20 protein-coding genes are annotated in these 23,807 nt (G+C 61.7%); 6 read left to right on the forward strand and 14 right to left on the reverse strand.

Going from position 1 to position 23,807, the window contains the following annotated elements; genetic code table 11:
* Positions 1–126: 126 nt before the first annotated feature.
* Positions 127–4,011: an Ig-like domain-containing protein gene (locus tag DWU99_RS16430; RefSeq protein WP_158543323.1), complete on the forward strand. Its 3,885-nt coding sequence runs from the start codon at positions 127–129 to the stop codon at positions 4,009–4,011.
* Here the strand turns inward: DWU99_RS16430 and DWU99_RS16435 are convergent.
* The 7 genes from DWU99_RS16435 to DWU99_RS16465 form a co-directional block, all read right to left on the reverse strand.
* Complete coding sequence (locus DWU99_RS16435) at positions 4,008–5,852, reverse strand: sensor histidine kinase (protein WP_115479152.1); 1,845 nt, start codon at positions 5,850–5,852, stop codon at positions 4,008–4,010. The genes DWU99_RS16430 and DWU99_RS16435 overlap by 4 nt on opposite strands.
* Before the next feature lie 2 nt (positions 5,853–5,854).
* Positions 5,855–6,553, reverse strand: coding sequence for a response regulator transcription factor (locus DWU99_RS16440; RefSeq protein WP_115479153.1), 699 nt, complete (start codon positions 6,551–6,553; stop codon positions 5,855–5,857).
* A gap of 276 nt (positions 6,554–6,829) precedes the next feature.
* On the reverse strand, positions 6,830–7,543 hold the full coding sequence (locus tag DWU99_RS16445; RefSeq protein ID WP_233511186.1) for a hypothetical protein: 714 nt from the start codon (positions 7,541–7,543) through the stop codon (positions 6,830–6,832).
* Positions 7,544–7,693: 150 nt separating this feature from the next.
* Positions 7,694–9,103: an efflux transporter outer membrane subunit gene (locus DWU99_RS16450; protein WP_115479154.1), complete on the reverse strand. Its 1,410-nt coding sequence runs from the start codon at positions 9,101–9,103 to the stop codon at positions 7,694–7,696.
* Entirely contained in the window at positions 9,097–9,993 is an 897-nt protein-coding gene (locus DWU99_RS16455; RefSeq protein WP_199535827.1) for an efflux RND transporter periplasmic adaptor subunit, read from the reverse strand. The genes DWU99_RS16450 and DWU99_RS16455 overlap by 7 nt, the downstream gene beginning before the upstream one ends.
* Positions 9,994–9,997: 4 nt before the next feature.
* The gene (locus DWU99_RS16460) at positions 9,998–10,213 is read right to left on the reverse strand and encodes a DUF1656 domain-containing protein (RefSeq protein WP_115479155.1); all 216 of its coding nucleotides are present in this window, start codon (positions 10,211–10,213) and stop codon (positions 9,998–10,000) included.
* The gene (locus DWU99_RS16465; protein WP_115479156.1) at positions 10,206–12,278 is read right to left on the reverse strand and encodes an FUSC family protein; all 2,073 of its coding nucleotides are present in this window, start codon (positions 12,276–12,278) and stop codon (positions 10,206–10,208) included. The genes DWU99_RS16460 and DWU99_RS16465 overlap by 8 nt, the downstream gene beginning before the upstream one ends.
* A 247-nt stretch (positions 12,279–12,525) precedes the next feature.
* On the opposite strand from DWU99_RS16465, the gene DWU99_RS16470 reads away from it, so the two are divergent.
* Positions 12,526–13,380, forward strand: coding sequence for a LysR family transcriptional regulator (locus DWU99_RS16470; RefSeq protein WP_115479157.1), 855 nt, complete (start codon positions 12,526–12,528; stop codon positions 13,378–13,380).
* Between the two features lie 216 nt (positions 13,381–13,596).
* On the opposite strand, the gene DWU99_RS16475 is transcribed toward DWU99_RS16470, so the two are convergent.
* From DWU99_RS16475 to DWU99_RS16490, 4 genes are all read right to left on the reverse strand, one after another.
* A complete protein-coding gene (locus DWU99_RS16475; protein WP_325048477.1) occupies positions 13,597–14,025 on the reverse strand; it encodes a GFA family protein in 429 nt (142 codons plus the stop codon).
* On the reverse strand, positions 14,022–14,300 hold the full coding sequence (locus DWU99_RS16480) for a hypothetical protein (protein WP_115479158.1): 279 nt from the start codon (positions 14,298–14,300) through the stop codon (positions 14,022–14,024). Before DWU99_RS16480 ends, DWU99_RS16475 begins: the two co-directional genes overlap by 4 nt.
* Before the next feature lie 98 nt (positions 14,301–14,398).
* The gene (locus DWU99_RS16485) at positions 14,399–14,812 is read right to left on the reverse strand and encodes a GNAT family N-acetyltransferase (RefSeq protein ID WP_199535828.1); all 414 of its coding nucleotides are present in this window, start codon (positions 14,810–14,812) and stop codon (positions 14,399–14,401) included.
* A 143-nt stretch (positions 14,813–14,955) separates the two neighbouring features.
* Positions 14,956–15,279 carry a DUF1161 domain-containing protein gene (locus tag DWU99_RS16490; RefSeq protein WP_115479159.1) on the reverse strand — a complete coding sequence of 108 codons (324 nt, stop codon included), beginning with the start codon at positions 15,277–15,279 and terminating at the stop codon, positions 14,956–14,958.
* Positions 15,280–15,415: 136 nt separating this feature from the next.
* On the opposite strand from DWU99_RS16490, the gene DWU99_RS16495 reads away from it, so the two are divergent.
* From DWU99_RS16495 to DWU99_RS16505, 3 genes are all read left to right on the forward strand, one after another.
* Complete coding sequence (locus DWU99_RS16495) at positions 15,416–15,910, forward strand: GGDEF domain-containing protein (RefSeq protein WP_115479160.1); 495 nt, start codon at positions 15,416–15,418, stop codon at positions 15,908–15,910.
* 536 nt (positions 15,911–16,446) lie between these two features.
* Positions 16,447–17,181, forward strand: a complete 735-nt coding sequence (locus DWU99_RS16500; RefSeq protein WP_115479161.1) for a hypothetical protein — start codon at positions 16,447–16,449, stop codon at positions 17,179–17,181.
* Between the two features lie 82 nt (positions 17,182–17,263).
* Positions 17,264–18,103, forward strand: coding sequence for a transporter (locus DWU99_RS16505; RefSeq protein WP_115479162.1), 840 nt, complete (start codon positions 17,264–17,266; stop codon positions 18,101–18,103).
* A gap of 166 nt (positions 18,104–18,269) precedes the next feature.
* Here the strand turns inward: DWU99_RS16505 and ahpF are convergent, their stop codons facing one another.
* From ahpF to DWU99_RS16520, 3 genes are all read right to left on the reverse strand, one after another.
* Positions 18,270–19,853 carry an alkyl hydroperoxide reductase subunit F gene (ahpF, locus tag DWU99_RS16510; protein ID WP_115479163.1) on the reverse strand — a complete coding sequence of 528 codons (1,584 nt, stop codon included), beginning with the start codon at positions 19,851–19,853 and terminating at the stop codon, positions 18,270–18,272.
* Between the two features lie 152 nt (positions 19,854–20,005).
* Positions 20,006–20,569 (reverse strand): alkyl hydroperoxide reductase subunit C, encoded by a 564-nt coding sequence (ahpC, locus tag DWU99_RS16515; RefSeq protein ID WP_115479164.1) that lies wholly within the window; start codon positions 20,567–20,569, stop codon positions 20,006–20,008.
* A 159-nt stretch (positions 20,570–20,728) separates the two neighbouring features.
* A complete protein-coding gene (locus DWU99_RS16520) occupies positions 20,729–22,243 on the reverse strand; it encodes a glycoside hydrolase family protein (protein ID WP_115479165.1) in 1,515 nt (504 codons plus the stop codon).
* Positions 22,244–22,737: 494 nt separating this feature from the next.
* Here DWU99_RS16520 and DWU99_RS16525 point away from each other — a divergent pair, with 494 nt between their 5' ends.
* Positions 22,738–23,790 carry a LacI family DNA-binding transcriptional regulator gene (locus DWU99_RS16525; RefSeq protein ID WP_115479166.1) on the forward strand — a complete coding sequence of 351 codons (1,053 nt, stop codon included), beginning with the start codon at positions 22,738–22,740 and terminating at the stop codon, positions 23,788–23,790.
* The last annotated feature ends 17 nt before the right edge of the window (positions 23,791–23,807 follow it).

Here is a 23,807-nt window from a genome sequence, read left to right on the forward strand (position 1 = left end):
TGCCTGCCTGATTTGCCGCGAACACAATCACAGCCCTGGGAATTCAGGGGCAGAGATATGGGCGCCATGTGCGGTATCGGGGCACGGCGGGTTCGGCGTGGGCTGACCTCGCTCGTGCTGTTGGGCATGTTGGGCTTGCCCGGCCTGGCGCAGGCTTCGCCGGGATGCCAGGCGCTCAATGGGCTATCCGGCACCATCCCCGGTTACGGATACGTCCAACTGCTGACCAACAGCCAGCAGGTCAATCAAGGCGACCTTGTAACGTTGACTACACCGGGCCAGGTTTTCTACGGGGGCTCTTTCCTGCAAATGTCGGCCAACGGCAATACCGTCTCCGGCAGCGAGAATAATTCGGGGGCGGGAGCCGATAACCTCACCAACAACCTTGGCAGCCCGACTACGTACAGCATTACCTGCACATCCGCCGGTGCCACGATATCGGGTGTCAGTCCGTCTTCGGCGACTGCCGGCAGTTCCGTCGTCATTTCCGGTTCCGGTTTCTGGGGCGCCTCGCAGGTACTTTTTGGTGCCACGCCGGCCACCGCGTTCACCGTCAGCTATGGCGCCACTCCGATCATCAATGCAACGGTGCCCAACGGTTCGGGCACGGTGACTATCACCGTGGTCACCGACGCGGGCACCTACACCGGCGGGTCGTTCACGTTCGCCGCGCCCACTGCAAATGCCGCAAGCACGAGCGTGGCGTTCGGCAGCAGCAACAACGCTGTTCCCTTGAATATCAGCGGAAGCGCCACCTCCGTGGCGGTGGCCAGTGCGGCTGCGCATGGCACGGCAAGAGCCTCCGGTACCTCGATCACCTATTCGCCGGCCGCGGGCTATTCGGGAACCGACAGTTTTACCTACACAGCCAGCAATGCTGCCGGTACTTCAGCGCCCGCCACGGTGACGATCACCGTCAGTCCGCCACCCGCGCCCACCGTTGCAGCCACGTCGGCAACGACGGCCTACAACACGGCGACCAGCGTCAATCTGGCAAGCGCGATTTCCGGGGCGAATATCACGGCGGTCAATGTCGCGAGCAATCCGAGCCACGGCACAACGAGCGTTTCCGGCGAGACGGTGACCTATACCCCTTCGTCGACCTTCTACGGCGGCACGGATAGCTTCACCTATACCGCGACGAACCTGGGCGGCACGTCGTCACCCGCCACGGTGACGATCACGGTCAATCCACCCCCGGCGCCGACTACGGCTGCAGCTTCGGCAACAACGCCCTACAACACGGCGACAAATATCAATCTGGCGAGTGCGATTTCCGGAGCGGGTATCACTGCCGTCAACATCGCCGGAAATCCGAGTCACGGCACGGTGAGCGTGTCGGGCGAGTCGGTGACTTACACACCCTCCGCCACGTTCTACGGCGGCGCCGATACATTTACGTATACGGCAACGAATGCAGGCGGAACCTCTTCGCCTGCGACGGTTACCGTAACGGTGGGTGCGGTGGCGGTCCCCACGGTTGCCGGCAGGTCGGCGACGACCCCGTATAACACGGCAACGAGCATCAATCTGACGAGCGCCATTTCGGGTACCGATGTCACCACCGTCAACGTCGCCAGTAATCCGAGCCATGGCACGGTGAGTGTGTCGGGCGAAACGATCACGTACACACCGTCTGCGACGTTCTACGGCGGCAGCGACAATTTCACTTACACCGCCACCAATCCGAGCGGCACGTCGTCTCCGGCAACCATCACGGTAACGGTGGGTGCGGTGCCCGTACCTTCGGCTGCTGCGAAATCGGTGACGACACCATACAACACGGCAACGAGCATCGATCTGGCGAGTGTCATTGCGGGAACAGACGTCACCGGCGTCACCGTCGCCAGCACTCCAAGTCACGGCACAGTAAGTGTGTCGGGCGAAACGATCACGTACACGCCATCCGCAACGTTCTATGGTGGCACCGACAGTTTCACTTACGCCGCCATCAATCCGAGCGGCACGTCGTCCCCGGCAACCGTCACGGTAACGGTAGGTGTGGTGCCCGTACCTGAGGCGGCTGCGAAATCGGTGACGACAGCGTACAACACGGCAACGAGCATCAATCTGGCGAGTGTCATTGCGGGAACAGACGTTACCGGCGTCATCGTCGCCAGCACTCCAAGCCACGGCACGGCGAGTGTGTCGGGCGAAACGATCACGTACACGCCATCCGCGACGTTCTACGGCGGGACCGATACGCTTACTTATACGGCAACGAATCCGGCTGGAAATTCGGCGCCCGCGACGATCACGATCACCGTGACGCCGCTGAACACACCGACCGCGGCGGCACTCTCCGTATCCACGACGAAAGGAACATCCGTACTAATCGATGCGGCTGCCGAGTTCAACGGCACCCAGCCCCTGACCGGCGTCAATGTGGCGACGCAGCCGGCGCATGGAACCGCCACCGCCAGCGGCGAGCAGATCCTCTACACGCCTGCGGCCGGTTTTGTGGGCACAGACACTTTCACTTATCAGTTGAGCAATCATTTCGGCGCGTCGACACCTGGCACCATTACCGTGACGATCACCGCAGCGGGCAGCGCCGCAGGCTTGAGCCAAACCGTCACGACGCAGCCGGGCACGCCCGTATCGGTGAACCTGGCCGGCGGCGCGCCCGGCAGTTATGTGTCGTCGGCCGTGCTGGGGTTGTCGCCTGCCAGCGCAGGCAGCGTCACAGTGAGCCAACCCGCCGCGCTGACATTCACACCCGCGACAACGTTCCACGGCCTGGTGCAGATCACCACGGTACTCATTGCATCCAATGGACAATCTCAGACAGAAGATGTGTTGGTGCTGGTGAGCAACCAGCCCGATCCATCGCGGAATCCGGATGTGCTTGGCCTGGTTGAAGCACAGGCGATGCAGGCCGAACGTTTCGCGCAGAGCCAGCTCGGCAATATTCAAAGCCGCCTGGACAGCTTGCATGATGGAAACGGAACGGCGCGCTTCAGCGACAACCTGTCCATCAGTCTGGATGGCAAACCGCTGCAAGCAACCGCCGGCGCGAACACGAATGGCACGCGCGCACCGGCTCCCGGCAGTGCATCGTCATTCGCCGACGCGCGTCCCGGTATCGGCGCTGGCGAAAGCAGCGGTGATGCGCCGATTTCTGCAGACACGACATCCCAAGGCAAACCACGCACGACCAACGCGCAGACGTCTTCGGGCCTGGGCGTATGGATCGACGGCACGGCCAACTTCGGCGCATTCGATGCGTATCGGCAGGCCGCAGGCTTCGATTCGGACAACATCGCCGTGAACACCGGCGTTGATCAGCGCATCGGCCAGCACGCATTGATCGGCATCAGTGTCGGCTACAACCACGACAACAGCGACATCGGCAACGACGGCACGCGCAGCGTGGCGCAGGGTTATAGCGCCGCCATCTACGGCAGCTATCAACCGGCTGCACATGTGTACGTCGACGGTGTGCTGGGCGGTGGTGGGCTGAGTTTCGACAGCAACCGCTTTGCAGCCGACAGTGGCACCGATCTCCTGGGTCATCGCAACGGCAACCAGTGGTTTGCGTCGCTCACGGCCGGCTACGAATACCAGACCGGTGCATGGACGATGTCGCCTTACGGACGGCTGGCCTGGTCCCTGTCTTCGCTCGACAGCTATTCGGAAAGCGGCGATGCCGCCGACGCACTGACCTATGGCACGCAGACGATACGCACGTCGCAGGCGATCGCGGGCGTCCGTGCAAGCGGCAAGATCCCGTGGCGCGATGCGCTGCTCATACCGCATGCACGCCTGGAGGTCGGTCACGATTTCCAGGGAACCAGCGACACCACGCTGAGCTATGCGTTCGTGCCGTCGGCAGGCTCCTGGAATGTGTTGACGAATCCGTATTCGGCGAGCGGCACCAGTGTGCAGGCGGCTTTCGGTGGCGACCTGCAGCTATGGAACAACCTGCTGATCACCACCGAATACGAGTACATGCTGATGCCGCATGCGCACGACCAGAGCATCCAGCTCGGCGTGAAGAAGCAGTTCTAGGCGACCGGGGACAGCGGCGCGTCGAAGCTCAGGCGCGTGCCGTCTCCCGGCGATGACGTTATCCGCAAGGTGGCTCCGAGTCGGCCGGCACGAACGCGCAGGCTCGGCAACCCTGCACCCCGCGTGGTCAGATTGCCTGGATCGAAACCTCGTCCGTCATCGTGCACGTCCACGCTCAAACGTTCGCCCTCGCGCCGAATGCGCACATGCACCAGCGATGCACTGCTGTGCTTGAGCACGTTGGTCAAGGCTTCCTGCAGAAATCGCAGCAACTCCAGCACGCGCATGTCACCCAGGCTCAGGTCTTCCACGCCTTCCACCGTCCACTGGCTGTCGATGGCGATCGCCTCAAAGCGTTGACTCCAGCGATGCCGCAAAGGCGCGATCAGTCCGGTCAGATCGGTATCGCGCTCATGCGTCGTCGTATCGATGATCAGGCGCAGATCGTCCCGCAACTCTTTCAGGGTGGTGACGACTTGCGCGGGGTCGGGCCGGCGGCGCGGATCTTCCAGCGTGGAAATGGCCGCGAGCAGGCTGCCGCCAAAGCCGTCGTGCAGGTCGCGAACGAGATTGAGGCGCTCGCCGATGCGGACGTTGTTCAAGGCCAGGTCGTGCTCGCGCTTCAGCGTTTCCGCCAACTGATGCGTCGCTGCGCTCACTTCTCGCTGCAGCTCTGCGTTGAAGTTTTCCGCCCGCCGCATGGCCACCGCGAAACGATAAGCGAGCGCGGAACCCATGCCGATGATCGTAAGCGGCGAAGTTACCGCCAGCAGATAGTTGTCGCTGTGAATGACGCTTAGAAACAACAGCATGTCATGCGCGGATACGACCAAGGGAATCAACAGGCTGCCGGCCAGCGCGTAGTAGTCTGCGCGTGGATGCCTTAGCGCATAGCCCATGAACCCGAAGATGGACGCATAGTACGTGCTGCAACCGAAGACAATGGGCACAGCGCGATAGCGCCCTGTCCACTGGGGACATAGCAGCGCAAACACAAATAGTGCCATGCAAAGCATCAGCATGATTCGCTCGGTACGTCGCCATTGGTAGCCCGCGTAGCGGAGCAGAAATATCGCGAACGTTACCGTCGATATGACATAGAACGCCGCGTTGAGGGCCTCCCAGACATCGGTGTTGTCGAATGGCCACGGGCTGGAGGCGACAAAATTGAACGAGTACAGCGACCAGAACACGGTGCACAGCGCGTACCAGCCATAGTAGGCATCCTTGCGCCGCAACAGCCAAAGGATAAGGAATAGTCCGCCGAACACGAGGCTGACGGATTGATCGAACAACTGCACGTTGTAGCGCCAGAATTCGCCACGGCGTTGCTGCGCCTGCACCGAGGCGGGATTTCCGACCGTGACGGTGCCGAGTCCCGGCTGGTAGGCGGCCAATCCCGATACGCGCACCAGCAACGTGTTTTGTCCCGGGCGAAGCAGCGGCTTGTCGAGCAAGAAATATTGCGGCCGGATCCACCTGCGCGAAAGCGGTTCGGTTAAATGCGTGTCGCTGTAAATCAGACTGCCGTTGACGTAGAGCGCATACGCCGAATTGACGTAATCGACGAGCAGGCCCGCCGGCTGATCGGCGCTCGCCTGGTTCCAGTGCAGCCGATACCACACCACGCCGTCGTGACGCGGCCAGCGAGCATCCCACAAATCCATCAGCTTGACGGGTGTCCAACCGTCGACCGGCGGCGCCTCGGAGTGCCAGTCGGCAGGCGCCGCCTCGGCGGACCGCAGCTCGATGGTTGCACTGGACGTCGACAATGTCTGACCGGCGGCGACCGCAGGGGCCAGCATCATGCAGGCGAGCAACAGAGCGAATATCACACGCATGTTTACAGCAACCCCAGGGCCTTGGCCTCGAATACCGCGGCAGTACGCGAGCTCACCGCCAGCTTGCGGTAGATGCTCTTGGTATAGCCCTCGATGGTAAAGCGCGAAAGGCCGGCGAGATCGGCGATTTCGCGATTGCTGAAACCACGCGCGACGAACTGCAGGATCTCCGATTCGCGTTCCGAAAGCGACGTGTCGCTCCTGGTCGACGACTCGACCGGAGAGACAGGCGGCGCAGCGTCCTCTTTGGAGGTGAATGTCACATGCGCAAGAATGCGGCGCGCGATGAGGGGATCGATCAGTGCGCCGCCACGACGAATGCTTTGCAAGGCCGCGCGAAGTTCGGCGTCGTCGCGTTCCTTCATCAGATAGCCGACAGCCCCGGCGCGCAGCGCCGCCAGCACGACTTCTTCATGTCCCCACGCCGAGATCGCGACCGTCGTCGTATCGGGATGGTGCCGCTCGACCCAGTCGATCAGTTCAAGACCGTTGCCATCGGGCAAACCGATGTCGACCAACGCGAAGCGCGGCTTCAAGCTCAACACGAGAGCCTTGGCATCCGCGACGGTATCCGCCACCGCGATGTCGCCGGTCGTGCCGACCAGCTCCCGCAGCAAGTGAACAAGGCGCGCCTGTGTCCGCTCATCGTCTTCGACGATAAGCACAGGACTCAGTGCAATGTGCTCCCCTGTCGAGACCATGCGCTCTTACCCCCTGACTGCCGGCCGATTATGCCACCTCGGCGGCAGGGCTCCTACGCACATGGTTCCTTGTGCATCCGGCCGTCGCTATTTTGGCGACACTCCCATGGCCGTGCGCGACGTTTATGAAATAAAGGTGTCTAAGAGTCACCTTGTCGGACGCAAGATCTATCGCGAAGAATGCGCCGCTGAATCATCTTGCAACGTGGACGCGCCGGACCGAAACAAGACATCGGCCGCATGCCGATGTCCGGTTCCGTCGAGCGGGTTCACTACCTACATGCTTGGCGCGGCGGTTCCATCGGACCATTTGCCGACGGTCACCATCAACACGTTGACCGGTTCGGGCGCGCCATGAAATTGCGGATTCAACAACACGGGCGACCCGGTCTTGTCGGCGCCCCAATCCACATTCGTGGCGGTGTAGAACATCAAGTGCGACATCCAGTGTCCGTACTGGTCGTCGAGATACCCCTGCTTGGACATCATGTACGACATCGCGCCGGGCTCCAGCGGCGGCAGTTGTTTGGTGGCGTATGCCTCCTCGATGTCCTTTTTGATTTCCTCCCTGGTCTGCCCGCTGAGCACCAGAGCCGTCCTCTTATACGTGATGGGCAGAATCGATTTGACGGCCTCCGGGTTGAAGCAAATGGGCCCACGCAGTTTCGGATTCCAGAACTGCGGCGCATCGAAGGGCGACATCCATCCCCGCTCGACCACGCATACAAAGCCATTCGTGCCTTGCACGGCCGTCACGTAGCCATGCGACTGGAGGACCAGGACCGTGGCACGGTCGGAGATCGCCGCAGGCGCGGCACTTCGCGCCAACGCGATTTCCGCGGCCCGATCGGTCATCAGGTACTGGGAAAGCGGTGCCATGCTGGGGTAACTGTGCGGCGATTGCTGCGCGGAGGCAGCGCCGCCGAAAACCAGCGCAGCGAGCGTGCAGGATGCGAGCAAATAGCTGAAACAGCGGTTTTTTTTCGTCATCTCTTGGCTCCCTTGTGATGTTCCCATGCAGGATGTTCGGGGCGCGCCCGGGCCATCGGGCCTGACGGTTAGTCTGGCCCAGCGTCCAGACCGTGCCTGTGAACGACGAACGAGCGCGCGGCAGATCGACATCTGCCCAGGCGACGGGAACTACTGCCAGCCGCCGCCCAGTGCAAGGAAGATATCGATCTGATCGCGATTGAGCACGGCTTGCCCGGCGGCGAGCGCCTGCTCGGCCGCCCAACGATCGCGCTCTGCCGCCAGCATGGTCAGACTGTCGATTCGTCCGCCCTTTTGCAACGCTTCCATCTGCGAGGCACGACGCGCCGCACTGTCGCGCGCGACCTGCAGCTGGTCCTGTCTGTCCAGGTCGGCCGCATAGTTGTCCAGCGATGTTTCGACTTCGCGCAGCGCATTCAGTACCGTGCCATCGAAAGCCGCGAGGCTTGCCTGGCTTTGCGCGTTGGCTTGCTCGATGTGCGCACGCACGACGTTCCGATTCACATTCCAACTGACGGCCGGACCGACGGCGAAGCGATTGGTATATCCGGTCAATGCATCGGCTGCCTTGCCGGTGGAACCGACGGACACGCCGAACTTGATGTCCGGATACAACGCCGCCGTCGCGACACCGATTCGCGCGGTTGCCGCTGCCAGGCGCCGTTCCGCTGCGCGCACGTCGGGCCGCCGCTTGAGCATGTCCTGCCCATCGCCCACGGGAAGCACCCGGTTCAGGCGCAAAGGCGTGCGACATGCCAGAAGCGTGCGATCGAATTGTGCCGGTGGCTGTCCTGCAAGCGTTGCCAGGCGGAACGCCGCGTTGCGCTGCGCCGCCTCCAGCGACGGCAACTGTGCCTGCACGGTTGCCATGACGTCCTGTTGCCGCGCCGTTTCGACAGGCGAGGCACGTCCATGGGCAACCGATAACTGGGTAAGTCGAACATAATCCTGCTCGACAGCGATTCGCTGACGCATGAGCGAGATCTCGTGTCCCGCGTTGCAATCGTCGGCGTAGGCGCGCGCTGTTTCGGCAACCGCATTGATGCGTACCAGGTCGCGTGCGGCAGCAGCGGCTTCGTCGTTTGCACTGGCGGCCTCTTCGCCCCGGCGAATCGCACCAAACAAATCCAGATCGTAGCTGACCGACAGGCCGCCGTTGTAATTCTGATACGGCGTGACGCCGACGCGCTTCAATACCGCCTCTTCGGAGGGATGCGTCCATGCGGTTGCCGCATCTACCTCACCCGAGAAGTGCTGCGAATCTGCCTCGGTGCGCAAGGCATCGCTATATTGGAGATTGGCCTCGGCGAAGCGAAGCTGGGTGTTCGCGGCAAGCGTTTGTGCAATCAGCCGATCGAGCACCGGATCGTCGTAAAGCTTCCACCACTTGTCCGGCAGCGCCGAGGCAGTTGTTCCCGTGGAAGTGGAGACGAAGCGACCTTGTGCCGCGGGCATATTGACGGCCGCCTGCGCGGGAACATGGTAGTCGGGACCGACCGCTGCGCAACCGGCGGTAGCGATACATGCGCACACGACCCATGCGTTCCGAAGCGTTACCACGGCAGCCCATCCTTCGGTGCGCTGGACGAATGCACCACCACGGTGGCTGTCTGACCGGGTACCAGGCGAATATCGGACGGTACGCTGTCGATCGCAACGCGCACCGGTATGCGCTGCGCCAGCCGCACCCAGGTGAACGCTGGATTGACGTCGGCGAGTTTTGCGATGTCTCCCGTGCGCTCACGGTCTTCGATAGCGGATGCAATGCTTTCGACGCAACCGCGAATCTCGCCTGATACACCCATCAGATGAACGCTGACCGGGTCGCCGATGTGAATCCGCTGCAGCTTGGTCTCTTCGAAATATCCCTCCACGCGCATCGACGGTGTATCGACCAAGGCCAGCGCGGACTTGCCCACCGTGAGATAAATGCCTGGTTGCAGCGTCATGTTGGCCACCTGCCCGCTCACCGGCGCCCGGATGACGGTTCGGTCCAGATTGAGCTGCGCCAGGTCACGCGCCGCGATCGCCTGCGCCACCGCCATGCGCAATTGCTCCACCTTCGTTTGCCCCTGCTCGATCGCCTCGCTCGCCACGACATTCGTCATCGAGCGGTTGCGCCGATCTTCGCGAATGGCCTGAGCAAGCGCAGCGCGCAGGTTGCCGACATCGGCCTGCGCCTGTTGCAACGCCAGCGTGTAGCGCGACGGGTCGATCACCAGCAGCACCTGGCCTTTCTGCACGACCTGATTGTCGTGCACGCACACTTGCGTGATCAGTCCGGCCACATCGGTGGCGACCGGCACCACGTCCGCAACCACCTTGCCGTCGCGCGTCACCGGCTCGACCTGATAGCGCAGCCACAAGGCGCGGACGGCAAACAGCAGCGCGGCGATCGCCGACGCCGTGCAGAGCGTACGCACCATCCTCATGGTCCAGCGTTTGATCACGACTTTATCCATAGTTGAAAAACACATCGGCACCCGCGGTAAGCCCCCACCACAGCAGCGCGAAAAGCGCGAGCTCCCACACCCCGGCATGTCCGAACACGCTGGACCACGACCAGCGCTGAAATAGCCCGCGCAGCGCATGCGCCATGACACCCGCGATGACTGCCCATACCAGTGCCGCCGGCAGATACACGCCGAAAAGATGCAACTCTTCAAACATCGCGAGTCATCCTCGGAGATGGCGCAGCGGGAAAGAGGTTGCAACGCATGCCTACGAGAGCGAGCAGCGCCGGATGCGTCGGGTCCAGCCGCTTATCCGTGCACATGGCGGCCATCGCCCTGTCGATACCTGCCTGTAGCGAAACGGGCGCCGGCAGTAGTACGCCCTTGCGGCCGCGCAACTGGAACAACGCGGAGATTCCATCCAGTACGTCGCGCAACGCGGCTTGCGTGGGTGCGGGCACCGTCGAAAGTGCGCGTCGGATGGCAATGACGTTGCGGCCGATGCGCAGGTCCGCCAATCCATCGGCTGCATGCAGAACATCATCGCCTTCGGCCACGGCCATGCGCGCTGCGATCTGGCCGAGGCGGTCGATCGCCTTGCCGGTCCACTGCGCTGCCCGGAACGGGCGTGCGGGTGCCGCCATCTGGCCGATCTCGATCCAGTTGTTGCGCACCATGCGCCGGACTGTCCAGCGCACATTGACCGAGCGGAACAGCTTGGCCACGGCGAGGGTCGCGATGATGCCGCCCACCTGCGCCAGGCCGACATTGATGAACGTTGCGAAGTCGGCCAGAAAACGGTCGAGAAAACCCAGCGCGACGATCAAGCAGGAAAACATCGGCAGCGCGCGCGCGGACAGCGACGGGCTCGCCTGAATGTAACCGATCGACAACAGTGCCGGTGCCAGCGTGACGACCAGCATCATGTAGCCGTCGACACGAGGCAACACCGCAAAGAGATAGAACGCAGCCAGCGGAAAGGTCAACAAGGTTGCACCGAGATAACGTCCAAGCACCGGTGCCGGGTCGTCCTGCGTGGCGAAAGAGCATGTGATCAGTGCGGCAAATGCGGCGGTCGCCGAACCATTGGGCCATGCGAGCAGAATCCATACCGCGCAATACAGGATGATGGCGGTTGCGGTCGCAAGGCCTGCCAACATCGCCAGGCCGTGGTCGCGTGCCAGCGGAAAGGACTTCTCGCGTGTCTTTCGCGCGCGTTTCGCATCACGCTGCGCGGGGGTGCTGCCCATCTGCTGCACAAGCCGGCAGCCTTCGACATGCGCTTCCACAAATTCAGCCATGCGCATGCAGAGGCTGGCGATCAACAAATCGCGCCATGACGGCGGTGCGCTTCGCTGTACGGCCAGTGTGCGGCAACGGATGGCCAACTCATGGCCGAGCGCTTGTTGTTCCTGCGGAGGCTTCGCCAACCACGCACGCGTGTCGTCGATCAGCTGCGCCAGTGCAGGTTCCAGCGGTGCCCCGGCACTAAGCATGTCCAGTCTGTTTGCCGTGGCCGATGCGAGCGGCAGTATGGTGGCCAGCTGTTTTTGCAAATCCAGCACCCGCTTTCTGCCGGCACTGGCAGGGCGCTGGTCGAATGGCAGATGGATGGCCATCATGCCCAGTTCGGCGATGTCCGCGGCGAGCTTGCGTCGATGCTCGTATTCGAGCCGGGTGTGACGTTGCCCCAGCGCATCGCGTGTCCATCGCGCGGCGTCGGCAAGGAACGCGAGCGCGCGATGATGGATCACCGGCGTCACGCTCCACGGCTGCAGCAATCCGTGCACCAGGCTGACGCTGACGATCGCTACCGTCATTTCCTCGACGCGGGATATCGTGGTGGTGAAGACGTCGGCCGGATCGTCCAGATACGGAAAGCTGATGACGGCCGAACTGAAGGCCGCCATCTGGAACAGGAATGCACGCGGTGTCCGGTCGAGCACGGCGAGGTAAATGCAAAGTCCCGTCCAGCCTGCCATGCAAAGCACCAGCAGCTCCGGTGCGTGCTGGAGATTGGGAACGACCAGGATGGAGACCGTCGCACCCGTCAGAATTCCGCCCAGGCGATAGAGAATTTTCGGCCGGAACGCTCCCGCCATCGGCTGGGCCGTCACGTAAACCGTCAGCAACGCCCACCACGGACGAGGCAGGCTGGCTTCGAACGCGATGCCGAGGGTGATGGCTGCAGCGATGAAGCTGCTCAGGGAAAACAGCAACTTTTGCGGATCGAACAGGAACAGCGAGCGCGGCAAGGACGCCGCCCGGGTGATGGCGGACATGAGCGGAACGGGATGAAAGTTCGGGGGAGTAGAACCGGGTACAGCGGTAGCGGTGCTGGCCGCCGATGGGTGAGCGGGCGGTATTGTGCCCGATAAGTCCCGCCGGGCTCAGATCAAAATATTGCTGGCTGTCAGCAATAAAACTGCGCCTAAAAGGCTACGGATACGCCGCACGGCGCAAGTATTCAGAAAGAAATGCCAGAAAATAATAGAATTGATCGGGCATTCAAGAATAAAAGTTTGATAGATGGACATCAGCGCCGCGCGCACTTTCCTGGAGATCGTCAAGACGGGCAGTTTTGTCAGCGCCGCCTCCAATCTCAATCTCACCCAAACCGCCGTGAGCGCACGCATTCGGGTGCTGGAAGAACAACTCGACCGCCCCTTGTTCGTGCGCAACAAGGCCGGCGCGCGACTTACGGCAGCGGGAGAGCAATTCCTGCGCTTCGCCGCCACCATGGTCCAGGTATGGGAGCGGGCGCGCAAATCGGTTGCGCTGCCGCCAGGGCGCGAGATGGCGGTAACGGTGGGCGCAGAACTCAGCCTTTGGGACCCCTTTCTGCGCGACTGGCTGCTGTGGGTTCGGGATGCCTGTCCTGAGTTTGCCGTCAACGCGCAGATCGACGATGCCGAACGATTGGTGGATCGCGTGCAGGAAGGCTTGCTGGATGTGGCCATCGTGTACGCCGCTCCGCAGCGCCCGGGCGTGATTGCGGAGTTGTTGTTTGAAGAGAAGCTGGTGATGGTCAGTACCACTTCGACCGATCTCGGACATCCGCTTCGTCCTGAAGATCACGTTCGCATCGATTGGGGCGATGCGTTCGCCGCCAGCTATCAGGCCGCCTTCCCGGATCAGCCGAACCCGGTCGTGTCGATCAGCTATGGGCCGCTGGCGCTCGATTACATCCTGGCCAAGGGCGGAAGCGGCTATTTTCGCCAAGGCTTCGTGCATCCGTATCTCGAAGATGGACGCCTTGCGCTCGTACCCGACAGCCCGGAGTTCTCCTATTCGGCTTATGCCGTGCACTCGGCCAAGGCCGATAAAGGAGTGATGGAACGTATTCGCGTCGGCCTGCGCGCCGCATCGCCGCGGGTCATGTAGCAGGATGAGGTCAAGCGAAACCGTCGCGCAGGATGCACGACGGTCACGAAGGAATCCGAGGCGCGTTCGCCCTGATTCCGTCGGCTCGATGCGCCGCCATGCATCCAGGAGCAGCGTTGACCGATCAACGCTTGGGTTGACCCAGGCGACAGCGGCAACACGTGCATCCTCGCACGATGCATTCCATCGCGGGACGAAATCTCGCTACCGGCGACGTCAGGTCGGATTTTTGTCGAAGCGCACGACGTCCTCGGGGAGTTGCACCCACTTGTGCCTGCGGCACTCGTAGACGGAATCCTGCGGCGCCGGGAAATCCGGATCGGCAAACGCTCCCACCGCCACCATGACGTACTTGTCGTTGCCTTCTTCCGTGTGAAACACCGTACTTCCGCAGACGGGGCAAAACCTGAAACGGTATGAAGACCCCTCGTCGCCCGTGCGGACGAATTCCGTCGCCGTGCCGTGAACGGCAAAGGGCGCGGCAAAACCCGCGAGCGTTGCGAACACGCTGCCGGTTCGCCGCTGACAGGCGAGACAATGACAAACGCCGACACCCAGGGTTTCGCCTTGAACCTCGATCCGGAGTTGCCCACAAAAGCAGGACGCTGTTTTAGTGACCATGGGAACCCCCATCAGTGATTTCACTCTTCGGCTGTATCGCCGAGTGCCGCATGGCGATCCTCCGTGTTCTGCTTATACGCGCTGGCGCGCGTCAACATGGCAATGGCTTCCTGGAAGATCATCGAAACGGGAGGCGGCAAATCGTTCTGCGACTGCGAAGCTTCAAAGTCTCCCTTCGCGCCTGCAAGAAGATCGCCAATCAGACCAGGTTCCTTCTGATCCATTCGCTGCAGCAGACTGAGCAAGATGTAGGAACACGCGTGGGCTTTGACATCCGCTCTGGTGAAGTCGCCGGGCATGATCTGCTCCTTAACATCAAAACGTATTGATCTTCTTGAATTAAAGATTTGCCATCGATCGAAAGCAAAGACAACATTCGAAAAAGATAGCTCGTTTATTAAAACTTCTTATGTAAGAAGTAACGAGAACCACCCCTCGGATGATCGGCAAGCTCACCAAAGATGGAGTAACCGAGTTTTTCGTAAAACGGTCGAGCCTGAAAGGCGAAAGTGTCGAGCCAGGCGCCAATGCAGCCGCGCGCTATGGCGACGTCCTCCGCCGCTCGCATCAAAGCAGCGCCCATTCCTTTGCCACGCATGGATTCGGGGACTGCGAGCAGTTCCACGTACATCCAGTCGTACACGGTCTTGCCCCAGAGCCCGCCGACCGTTTGGCCGTCATTGTCCTTTAGAAGCAGCGCCAAAGGCTTTGCGTCTGCCGGTGGGCCATGATCGCGGTTGTAGATGACGAGAGGTGCCGCTATCGCTGCGCGATCCTCGGCCGTCGGCTCATTGACCACTTCCAATTTCATGCAGTTGATCGATCTTGTGGTTTGGTGTTTGTGGCGGATATGGCTGCGGATGTGTATGCGACAAAAAGGGGATCAATGTGTCGTGCACACTGATCCCTTCATCGCAAGACCCGTATGCTTTTCAGCGTACGCAGTCTCGGTCTTCATTGACCGCCGGATGAGCTGGATGCCGGTGCCGGCTTGTCGGTGGCAGCCGGCGTCTGCTTCGATTTGCCGCCTGTGCTGTCGTCGCTCGCCGCGCCCTGTCCACGCGTATAGACGATGGCCTTGTTGCTTTCGCACTGTCCGACGACCTTGCCACCGTTCTTGTCGGCCTGATCCGCGGCGATGACATCCAGGGTGTAGTTGGTTACGCCGTTCGCCTTGATCTTGGCATCGATGCTGGATTTCACGGTGTCGCACGATGCGTGGGCCAGCAGCGGCAACGACATCAATACCAGGGTGACAATACCAATACGCATTTTCATGGCCTCTCCTTGTGGGTTAGCATCGGATCGATGCTGAAACGGTCACTGCACCGTCCATGCAGAAGGTACTTGATGAAAGCCACGGAAGGCACTCCATCTTGCAGCTGGATCCGTTACGCCTTCGCATAGCGAACATATGTACGCGTTGGCCAGCACCGACGAATTGACGGGCGTATTCAATCGCCGTCGCCTGCTCGAAATGGCGGAAGGCGTTCGCCGGATGGCGGACGACGGGAACGCGTGCGTCGCGCTGCTCGACCTGGACTATTTCAAGCAGGTGAACGATACCTGCGGACATCTTGCGGGCGACCAGGTGATTCGCGTCGCCTGCAAGACCATCATTCAACATTGTCGCGAAGGCGACGTGGTGGGTCGCTACGGTGGGGAAGAACTCCTGGTGTGCCTGCCCAACAGCACGCTCGAACACGGGATGGGCGTGGCGGAGCGCATTCGCGAAGCGCTGGCCGCGAATACCATCTTTCACGACGACCATGCCATTCCCGTGACGGCCGGTATCGGCGTGGCGGCGTGGCGTGAGGGGGAAACGCTGTCCCAATGGCTGAGGCGCGCCGACGATGCGCTCTACGAAGCCAAACGCTCCGGACGCAACCGTTGTGTGGCAGCTGCATAAAAGCGTTCTGATGCGGACTTGACCGATAAAAAAGCCGCGCCGTTGCAGGCGCGGCTTTCCTTTACCTGATAGTGAGCCCTCGGTGTCCATGCAGGCGTCTCCAAGATGGACATCAGACGGCAACTTCGTCCACCTTAGATCGAAAATCAGGCCGTCCCCAGGCACTCCGACTTTGCCAAGGACGGCACTTCGTAAGGACTCCCTATAAAGAATATGGAGCAAACTGACTTCGCATCTGGATCAGTCAACGCATGCCAATCACTATCAATGCCATCTCCTCAAGGAGCGAACTGGCCGTACAAATGTCGTCAGTCCGGGGCAAGTTTTGCAATTTGTGCTCTGGCGCACATGGCAAACCGAACCATTACTTAACTACACTATCGGGTTGACTTGTGTTGAGCGCCCCTCATCGCGAACACTCTTCATGTGCCCAGCGAAGTCCAAACGGCAAGCCGTATCTCAAGGCCGTGGACGTGTGATGGAACCACCTGCTTGCACACCAACAGGGATCCATACACCCATTCTGGGAGACGGTTATGCGTACTCATCGCCTTTCGCTTCGATTGATCTGCGCCAGCATCGTTGTCGCGTCGGCCTCGGCTGTGCCTCTTTACGCACAGACAAGCACCACCACCACGACGACCACCAGTACGTCGACCGGCACGCATGAAACGTCACGGCTTACGAATGAATTCACTGGCCTGGCCGGTTCCACGACCAACGCCCAAGCGCTGGTGGATGGGTTGCGCAACGGCTCACCCATTACCTTGACAAGCACGTCCAGCACGGGCGCAACGACCACGACCACGTTTACGCCGGATACGGGCAAACTTGGTTACGGCAACGTGCGCATTGCGCTGTCGCTGGCCCAGGCAAGCCTTGCCCAGCAGGGTATTACCGCCCCGACCTCGGCGGAATTGGCCGCGGCTTTGAACGGCGGCACGTTGGTTCTCGCCAACGGCACCACCGTTTCGTTGCAGGGCGTGCTCGCGGCGCGCGCCGCGGGCGAAGGCTGGGGACAGATTTCAAACAAGCTCGGTTTCAAGCTCGGTGAGCTGATGCGTTCACCGAAGACGGGCGCGGATTCGGCCGCCGAAAAGCATGCGCACGTACAAGTGGCGCGCGTTGAGATCGCAAGCCATGTGAACATGGCGCATCCCGATCATGACGTGAACAAACCGGATATCGCACAGCGTCCCGAGCGTGCCGATGTCCCTGATCGTCCGGAGCGTCCCGATCGCCCGGACCACGCCGGCCGTCCCGGCGGCTAAGTAAATCTTCTATCTACGGCACGCAGCCCGGCCCGTCGCCGGGCTGCGTGTCTCCTTGCGCATGTACACAGGACAATTCCCGATGTCGAAGAAGCCATTTTGGATGATCACCGCCGGCCTGCTGCTCGGCACCACCGCAGCACATGCCTCAGGGGCGAGCGAAGACCAGTTCAGCCTTGCTGCCGGCGTGGATTACACCAGCGGCAAATATGGCACCGACACCACCACGGACATCTGGTCCGTCCCGCTCACGGCGACCTACAACATGGATCGCTGGACCTTCAAGCTGGTAGTGCCCTACATCGGCATCAGCGGCGCCGGCAACGTGATCCCGGGCGTTGGCCGGGTCAACAACACCAACCCGCATGGCCGAGGTCACGGCCATGGCACCGGTGCCGCCGCGAACGCCGGCACCACCACCGCTTCAGGTACCGGTTCCGCATCGGGACTGGGCGACATCGTTGCCTCTGCGGGCTATGAAGTTTTCCAGAGCAACGACCATAGCTTCGGCGTGGACCTCACCGGCAAAATCAAATTCGGCACCGCGGACGCCAACCAGGGACTGGGCACCGGCGAAAATGACTACGGCGCCTCGCTCGACACATACAAGGTCTATGGCAACTGGACCGCGTTCGGCGGCGTGGGCTGGATGAAATACGGCAGCTCGCCATACATCCAGCTGAAAAACGGCTTCAACGCCAACGTCGGCCTCGGCTACAAGCTCAGTCACGACGATGATTTCGGCGCCTATTACTACTATCGCGAAAAGATCGCCGCGAACGGCGGACAACAAAGCGAAGTCACCGCCTATTGGAACCACAAGCTGAATCAGAACCTGAGGCTGCAGGCGTATGTTCTGGGCGGGTTCGCCAATGGCAGTCCGGACTATGGCCTCGGTGCGAGCCTCAAATATCTGTTCTAGACAGAGATGGCAGCAGGTGCGAATACAGAGGTCTTGGACGGCAACTTGTGTTTCTTGACGAAGCGGACCGGCTCACCGTACATGCCAACGACGTGCGCGCTAAGGCTGCATAAAAATTATCTTGCATTCGCTCCGCGCGCCTGTCGCGGAGCGAACGATTCCTTCATCAGGCCGCGAGCGCTTCTTCAGCCACGACAGGCAGTCGAATGAGATAGTCGAAAGCGCCGAGCGATGCCTTGGCGCCTTCGCCCATGGCAATCACGATCTGCTTGTACGGCACGGTGGTGACGTCGCCCGCCGCGAAGACGCCGGGTATCGACGTTTCGCCGCGCGCGTCGACTTCGATTTCGCCGCGCGGCGAGAGCTTCAGCGTGCCCTTGAGCCATTCGGTATTCGGCAATAGGCCGATCTGCACGAATACACCCTCGAGCTGCACCTGCTTGTGCTGGCCGCTGGCGCGATCGGTGTACGCCAGGCTGGTGACTTTCTTGTCGTCACCCAGCACTTCGGTCGTTTGCGCGTTCACGATCACATCGACATTGGCGAGGCTGCGCAGCTTGCGCTGCAGTACTTCGTCGGCGCGCAGCTTGCTGTCGAATTCCAGCAGGGTGACGTGCTGGACGAGACCGGCCAGATCGATGGCCGCTTCCACGCCCGAATTGCCGCCGCCAATGACCGCCACGCGCTTGCCCTTGAACAGCGGGCCGTCGCAATGCGGACAGTAGGTCACGCCCTTGTTGCGGTATTCCTGCTCGCCCGGCACGTTCATGTTGCGCCAGCGCGCGCCGGTGGACAGCACGACGGTTTTCGCTTTCAGCGATGCGCCGCCGGCCAGCTTCACTTCGATCAGGCCGCCCGGCTGCGTAGCCGGAATCAATTGCTCGGCGCGTTGCAGGTTCATCACGTCCACGTCGTATTCGTGCACATGCTGTTCCAGCGCGGAAGCGAGCTTGGGGCCTTCGGTGTACGGCACCGAGATGAAGTTTTCGATCGCCATGGTGTCCAGCACCTGGCCGCCGAAGCGCTCGGCCGCGACGCCGGTGCGAATGCCTTTGCGCGCGGCGTAGATCGCCGCTGAAGCGCCGGCGGGACCGCCACCGACCACGAGCACGTCGAAGGCAGCCTTGTTCTTGATCTTCTCCGCGGCACGCTGGCCCGCGCCGATGTCGAGGCGCGCGGCGATCTGTTCGATCGTCATGCGGCCCTGGTCGAACGGCTCGCCGTTGAGGAACACGGTGGGCACCGACATCACCTGGCGCTGATTCACTTCATCCTGAAACAGCGCACCGTCGATGGCGATGTGCTTGATGTTGGGATTGAGCACGCTCATCAGGTTGAGCGCCTGCACCGTATCCGGGCAGCTGTGGCACGACAGGGACATGAACGTTTCGAAGACATGCTCGCCTTCCAGGTGACGCACCTGTTCGATCACTTCCTCCGATGCCTTGGACGGATGGCCTCCCACCTGCAGCAGCGCCAGCACCAGCGATGTGAACTCGTGGCCCATCGGGATGCCTGCGAAGCGCACGCCCACATCCGTGCCCGAGCGATTGATGGCGAACGACGGCTTGCGCGCATCGTTGCCGTTGGTGCGCAACGACACGCGCTCGGACACGGACTCGATGTCTTTCAGCAGCGAAAGCAGTTCCTGCGACGCAGCACCATCGTCGAGCGAGGCCACCAGTTCGATCGGGTGCGTGACCTTCTCGAGATAGGCCTTCAACTGTGTTTTGAGTTCGGTATCCAGCATGGGTGACAGCTCCATCGATGTGTGCGGGTTGCACGCCGCCGACACCGGCGTGTGACCGGATGCGGCGGCGGCGGGAAAAGGTGGGCCCGACAGGAGCGACGGGCCCGATGCGGTTCAAAAATCGGGGTGGAACCGCAAGACGAACGGGTGAATCAGATCTTGCCGACCAGGTCGAGCGACGGCTTCAGGGTGGCCGCGCCTTCCTTCCACTTGGCCGGGCACACTTCGCCCGGATGCGCGGCCACGTATTGCGCGGCCTTGACCTTGCGCAGCAGTTCGGACGCGTCGCGGCCGATGCCGTTGTCGTGGATTTCGCACAGCTTGATCTGGCCTTCCGGATTGATCACGAAGGTGCCGCGCAGCGCGAGGCCTTCTTCTTCGATCATCACGTCGAAGTTGCGCGTGATGGTGCCGGTCGGATCGCCCACCAGCGGATACTTCACCTTGCCGATCGCATCGGAGGTGTCGTGCCAGGCTTTGTGCGCGAAGTGCGTGTCGGTCGACACGCCGTAGATTTCCACGCCCAGCTTCTGGAATTCAGCGTAGTGATCGGCCAGGTCTTCCAGCTCGGTGGGGCAGACGAAGGTGAAGTCGGCCGGGTAGAACACCACCACGGACCACTTGCCCTTGAGGGTGGCATCGGTCACGTCGATGAACTTGCCGTCCTTGTAGGCAGTGGCCTTGAACGGTTTGATTTCCGTATTGATGAGCGACATCTATTTTTTCCGCGAGGTTGTGGTGAAAGACGCAACGATAGAGATGCGCTCGCGGCATGGCTAATTGATTGTCGAGATCAGATTGATTGGCGATGTCTATCGAAAGGGCGCCCGCGCGCTGACATCGAAGCGCACGGTCCCTTCGACTTGTTTCGAGCGCTAAGTGCTTTTCAATCGTAAAAGCACGGCCGAACAGGCAGGCAGAGCCACGTTCGCGTCACCGCGAGCATCCGACTCGAGCTGTTGCTGCGATTGATCCTGCCAATCGCCGCTGGCGATGGCGTCGCTGTCCCGGCCAAGGCTCACGTGATGGACATCGTCAGGCGCTGGTCCCTGAAGTCGCACCACGTCCAGCTTCGCGTGCGGCGGCAGGCCTTCGATCCGCATCTGGCATGCGCGCGTTTGTTCCTTGTTGAAGATCGCCAGCAACCATTGCCGATCGCGCTGCGCCGCATACGCGGTGACGTTGCCGTTGCCTGTCTGCAACTCGCTCTCCATCAGATTTGCACCAGCAAAACGGCTGGCGAGCAGCATGCCGTAGTAGAGCGGCAGCGGCGAAAATCCTTCGTCCACGTTGCCCGCGATAGGTGCATAGCGCGCACTGACACTGTCGCGTCGAGCCTGCGCATCGGCCGAGCCAAGGTTGGGATGCACGGCGTTGCCCAGCGACGTTTCCACCGCCGTCAGGGAACCGCCGTGGAAATGGATGCCCGCTACACCACGACTTGCCATCGCCAGCATGAAGTCGCCGCCCCACAACGCCGCCGCGAGTGTATTGCTCACGCCCAACTGGCCACCCAGGTAGTAGGAGTTCACTTCTGTCAACCGGAAAGGCAATGCACTTTGCGCATGGATGCTCGCGACTTCGGCATAGAAGTCGTTGTCGGGCGAGAGCAACTCGCTGATGCTGCCGTGCGGCGCGCCGCCACGGTAGTAGTGCCGGCTGAGAAACACCGGATGCGCAGTTTGCTCGTGCGCAAAGTCCAGCACCCAATCGGTGTTGGCGCCGGTGTCGGGGCCGGCGATCGGCAGGTCGGGCATGGCCTGGCGCAATGCGTTGGCGGTGCGTTGCCAGCGGTCGTGATAATCCGCGTACGTCTTGAAGAAGTTGTTCGGTTCGTTGCCGATCTGCACGGCAAGCAGGTCGTCACCCACCGCGTTTTGCACGGCGCGCGCCAGTTCGACCGCCATCTCGGGCAGATCGATTTTCAGATTGACGCCGAAGACGAGCTTCCAGCCCGTCGCGCGCAGAAATGCCGCCAGCGGCTGCAGCGCTTCGGGTTTGAGCGTGATCGGCGGCACCGCTTTGCCGCGCCAATCGCGCAACACCGGCCACGGCGCACTCGGCCGATACGGCCCCCCCAGCGTGAAATCGCTGGTGTTGCCGCCGATGCGCAGCACGCCATGCGGACCAAGCTGACGGAACAAGGCGATCAGCGCATGGTTGTCGGCCGAAAAGAAACGCGGATCGAGCAGTTGCGCCGTTTCATAGCTGAAGCCGTACAGGCTTTCGCTGATCGCACCGAGCTGCTTGCGCGGGTTCAATCGCCAGCGGCCTTCGACGCTTGCACCCGATGCATCCGCCCCCTTCGCGGCAAGGCCTGGCCATGTGGCGGCGGCCAGAAGCGCCAGCGTGGATTGGCAAAAGCGTCTGCGCGACGGACTGTGCTGCATCGGTTGGGGCTCCTGTGCATGGGGTCTGCTAGTTCTAGGGATTTGTCGTTTACGCAGGGTCAAATGGCAACCCCATCCGCACGCGGTCGCTCGACGAGTGACTCGTTTTGAGCACTCGAACACTCGCGGGTGGACCGAGACGGTCATGACGCGGACGTGATGTGCGCAAGCGCATGACGGCGCATCGCTGCTTTGCTCCGCATGCACGCGAATCGCATTTCATGCACGACGCTGAATCGTTGCTATGCGCAGCCGACGACTTGTGCTGCGGCGCCACGCCAAAAGGAACGCGAAGAAAATCCCGCCAAACGACCTCTCCTGCCCGCTGGCCGCCCGCAAATTTCTTGCAATGCAGCATGAGAACGCAAAATTTGCCTTTGCAAGTTGTCATGAAAACGTTTACGTTTGCGCCGACTCGAGCATGAAAACGTTTACGTTTGGCCCGTCGTATGGACTGATATCGTTCGTACTTCCCAGGACGCAGGAAGCTCTCGATGACGACCAAAAACGCAACGATCAAAGACGTGGCACGCGAGGCGAAAGTCTCCGTCGCCTCCGTGTCGCGCGTGCTCAACGGTACCGGCGGTGTAACTCCCCAAACGCAGAAAATAGTGCGGGAAGTGGCGGCCCGCCTGCACTATGTCCCCGATAGCGCCGCGCGCAGCCTGATCACCGGGCGTACCCACACCATCGGGGCGGTGCTGCCTGACCTGTACGGCGAGTTCTTCTCCGAACTGATCCGCGGCATCGACCTTGCCGCGCGTGCACGCGGATTGCACCTGTTGGTTTCCAGCTCCCACGACGGCGTGGAAGATGCCGCCGCCGCGGTGCGCGCGATGCGCGGCCGGGTCGACGGCATGCTGATTCTTTCCGAATACGTCGACGCGGCCTTCCTGGATGCCAACCTGCCAGCCAATCTGCCGGCGGTACTGCTCAACAGCGCCGTGAAGAGCACGCGCTATCCCGTGCTCAACATCGACAACCGCGCCGGGGCCAGCGCCATGGTGCAGCACCTGGTGAGCGCGGGCCGCGAGCGCGTGGCTTTCATTGCCGGACCGAAAACCAACTTCGACGCGCAGCAACGCGACAAGGGTTATCGCGCCGCGATGGCCAAGTACGCACCGGATGCGCCGTTGAATATCGTCGCCGGCGATTTCAGCGAAGAATCCGGCTATCGCGCCGGGCGCGAATTGCTCGCGCAGAAAACCCGGCCGGATGCGGTGTTCGCCGCCAACGACATGATGGCGGTCGGCTGCATGCTGGCCTTCAAGGAAGCCGGCGTTCGCGTTCCGCAAGACATCGCCCTCGCCGGCTTCGACGACATTCTGATTGCGCGCTACGTGTCGCCGCCGCTCAGCACGGTGCAGGTGCGTATCGCCGATCTTGGCCGCGTCGCATTGGAACGCCTGGCCAGCCTGCTGAATCCGGAAGACAGCACGCCGGCTTCGGTGCAAACGCTCGGATGCGACATCGTAGTTCGCGAAACCAGTGGCGGAAGCGTCAGCGCCGCCGCGCCGCGGCGACCGCGCCGCCCATTACCACCATAACGACACCACAGCAAATC

The sequence above is a fragment of the Dyella psychrodurans genome, from assembly GCF_003363265.1.
GTDB lineage: Bacteria > Pseudomonadota > Gammaproteobacteria > Xanthomonadales > Rhodanobacteraceae > Dyella_B > Dyella_B psychrodurans.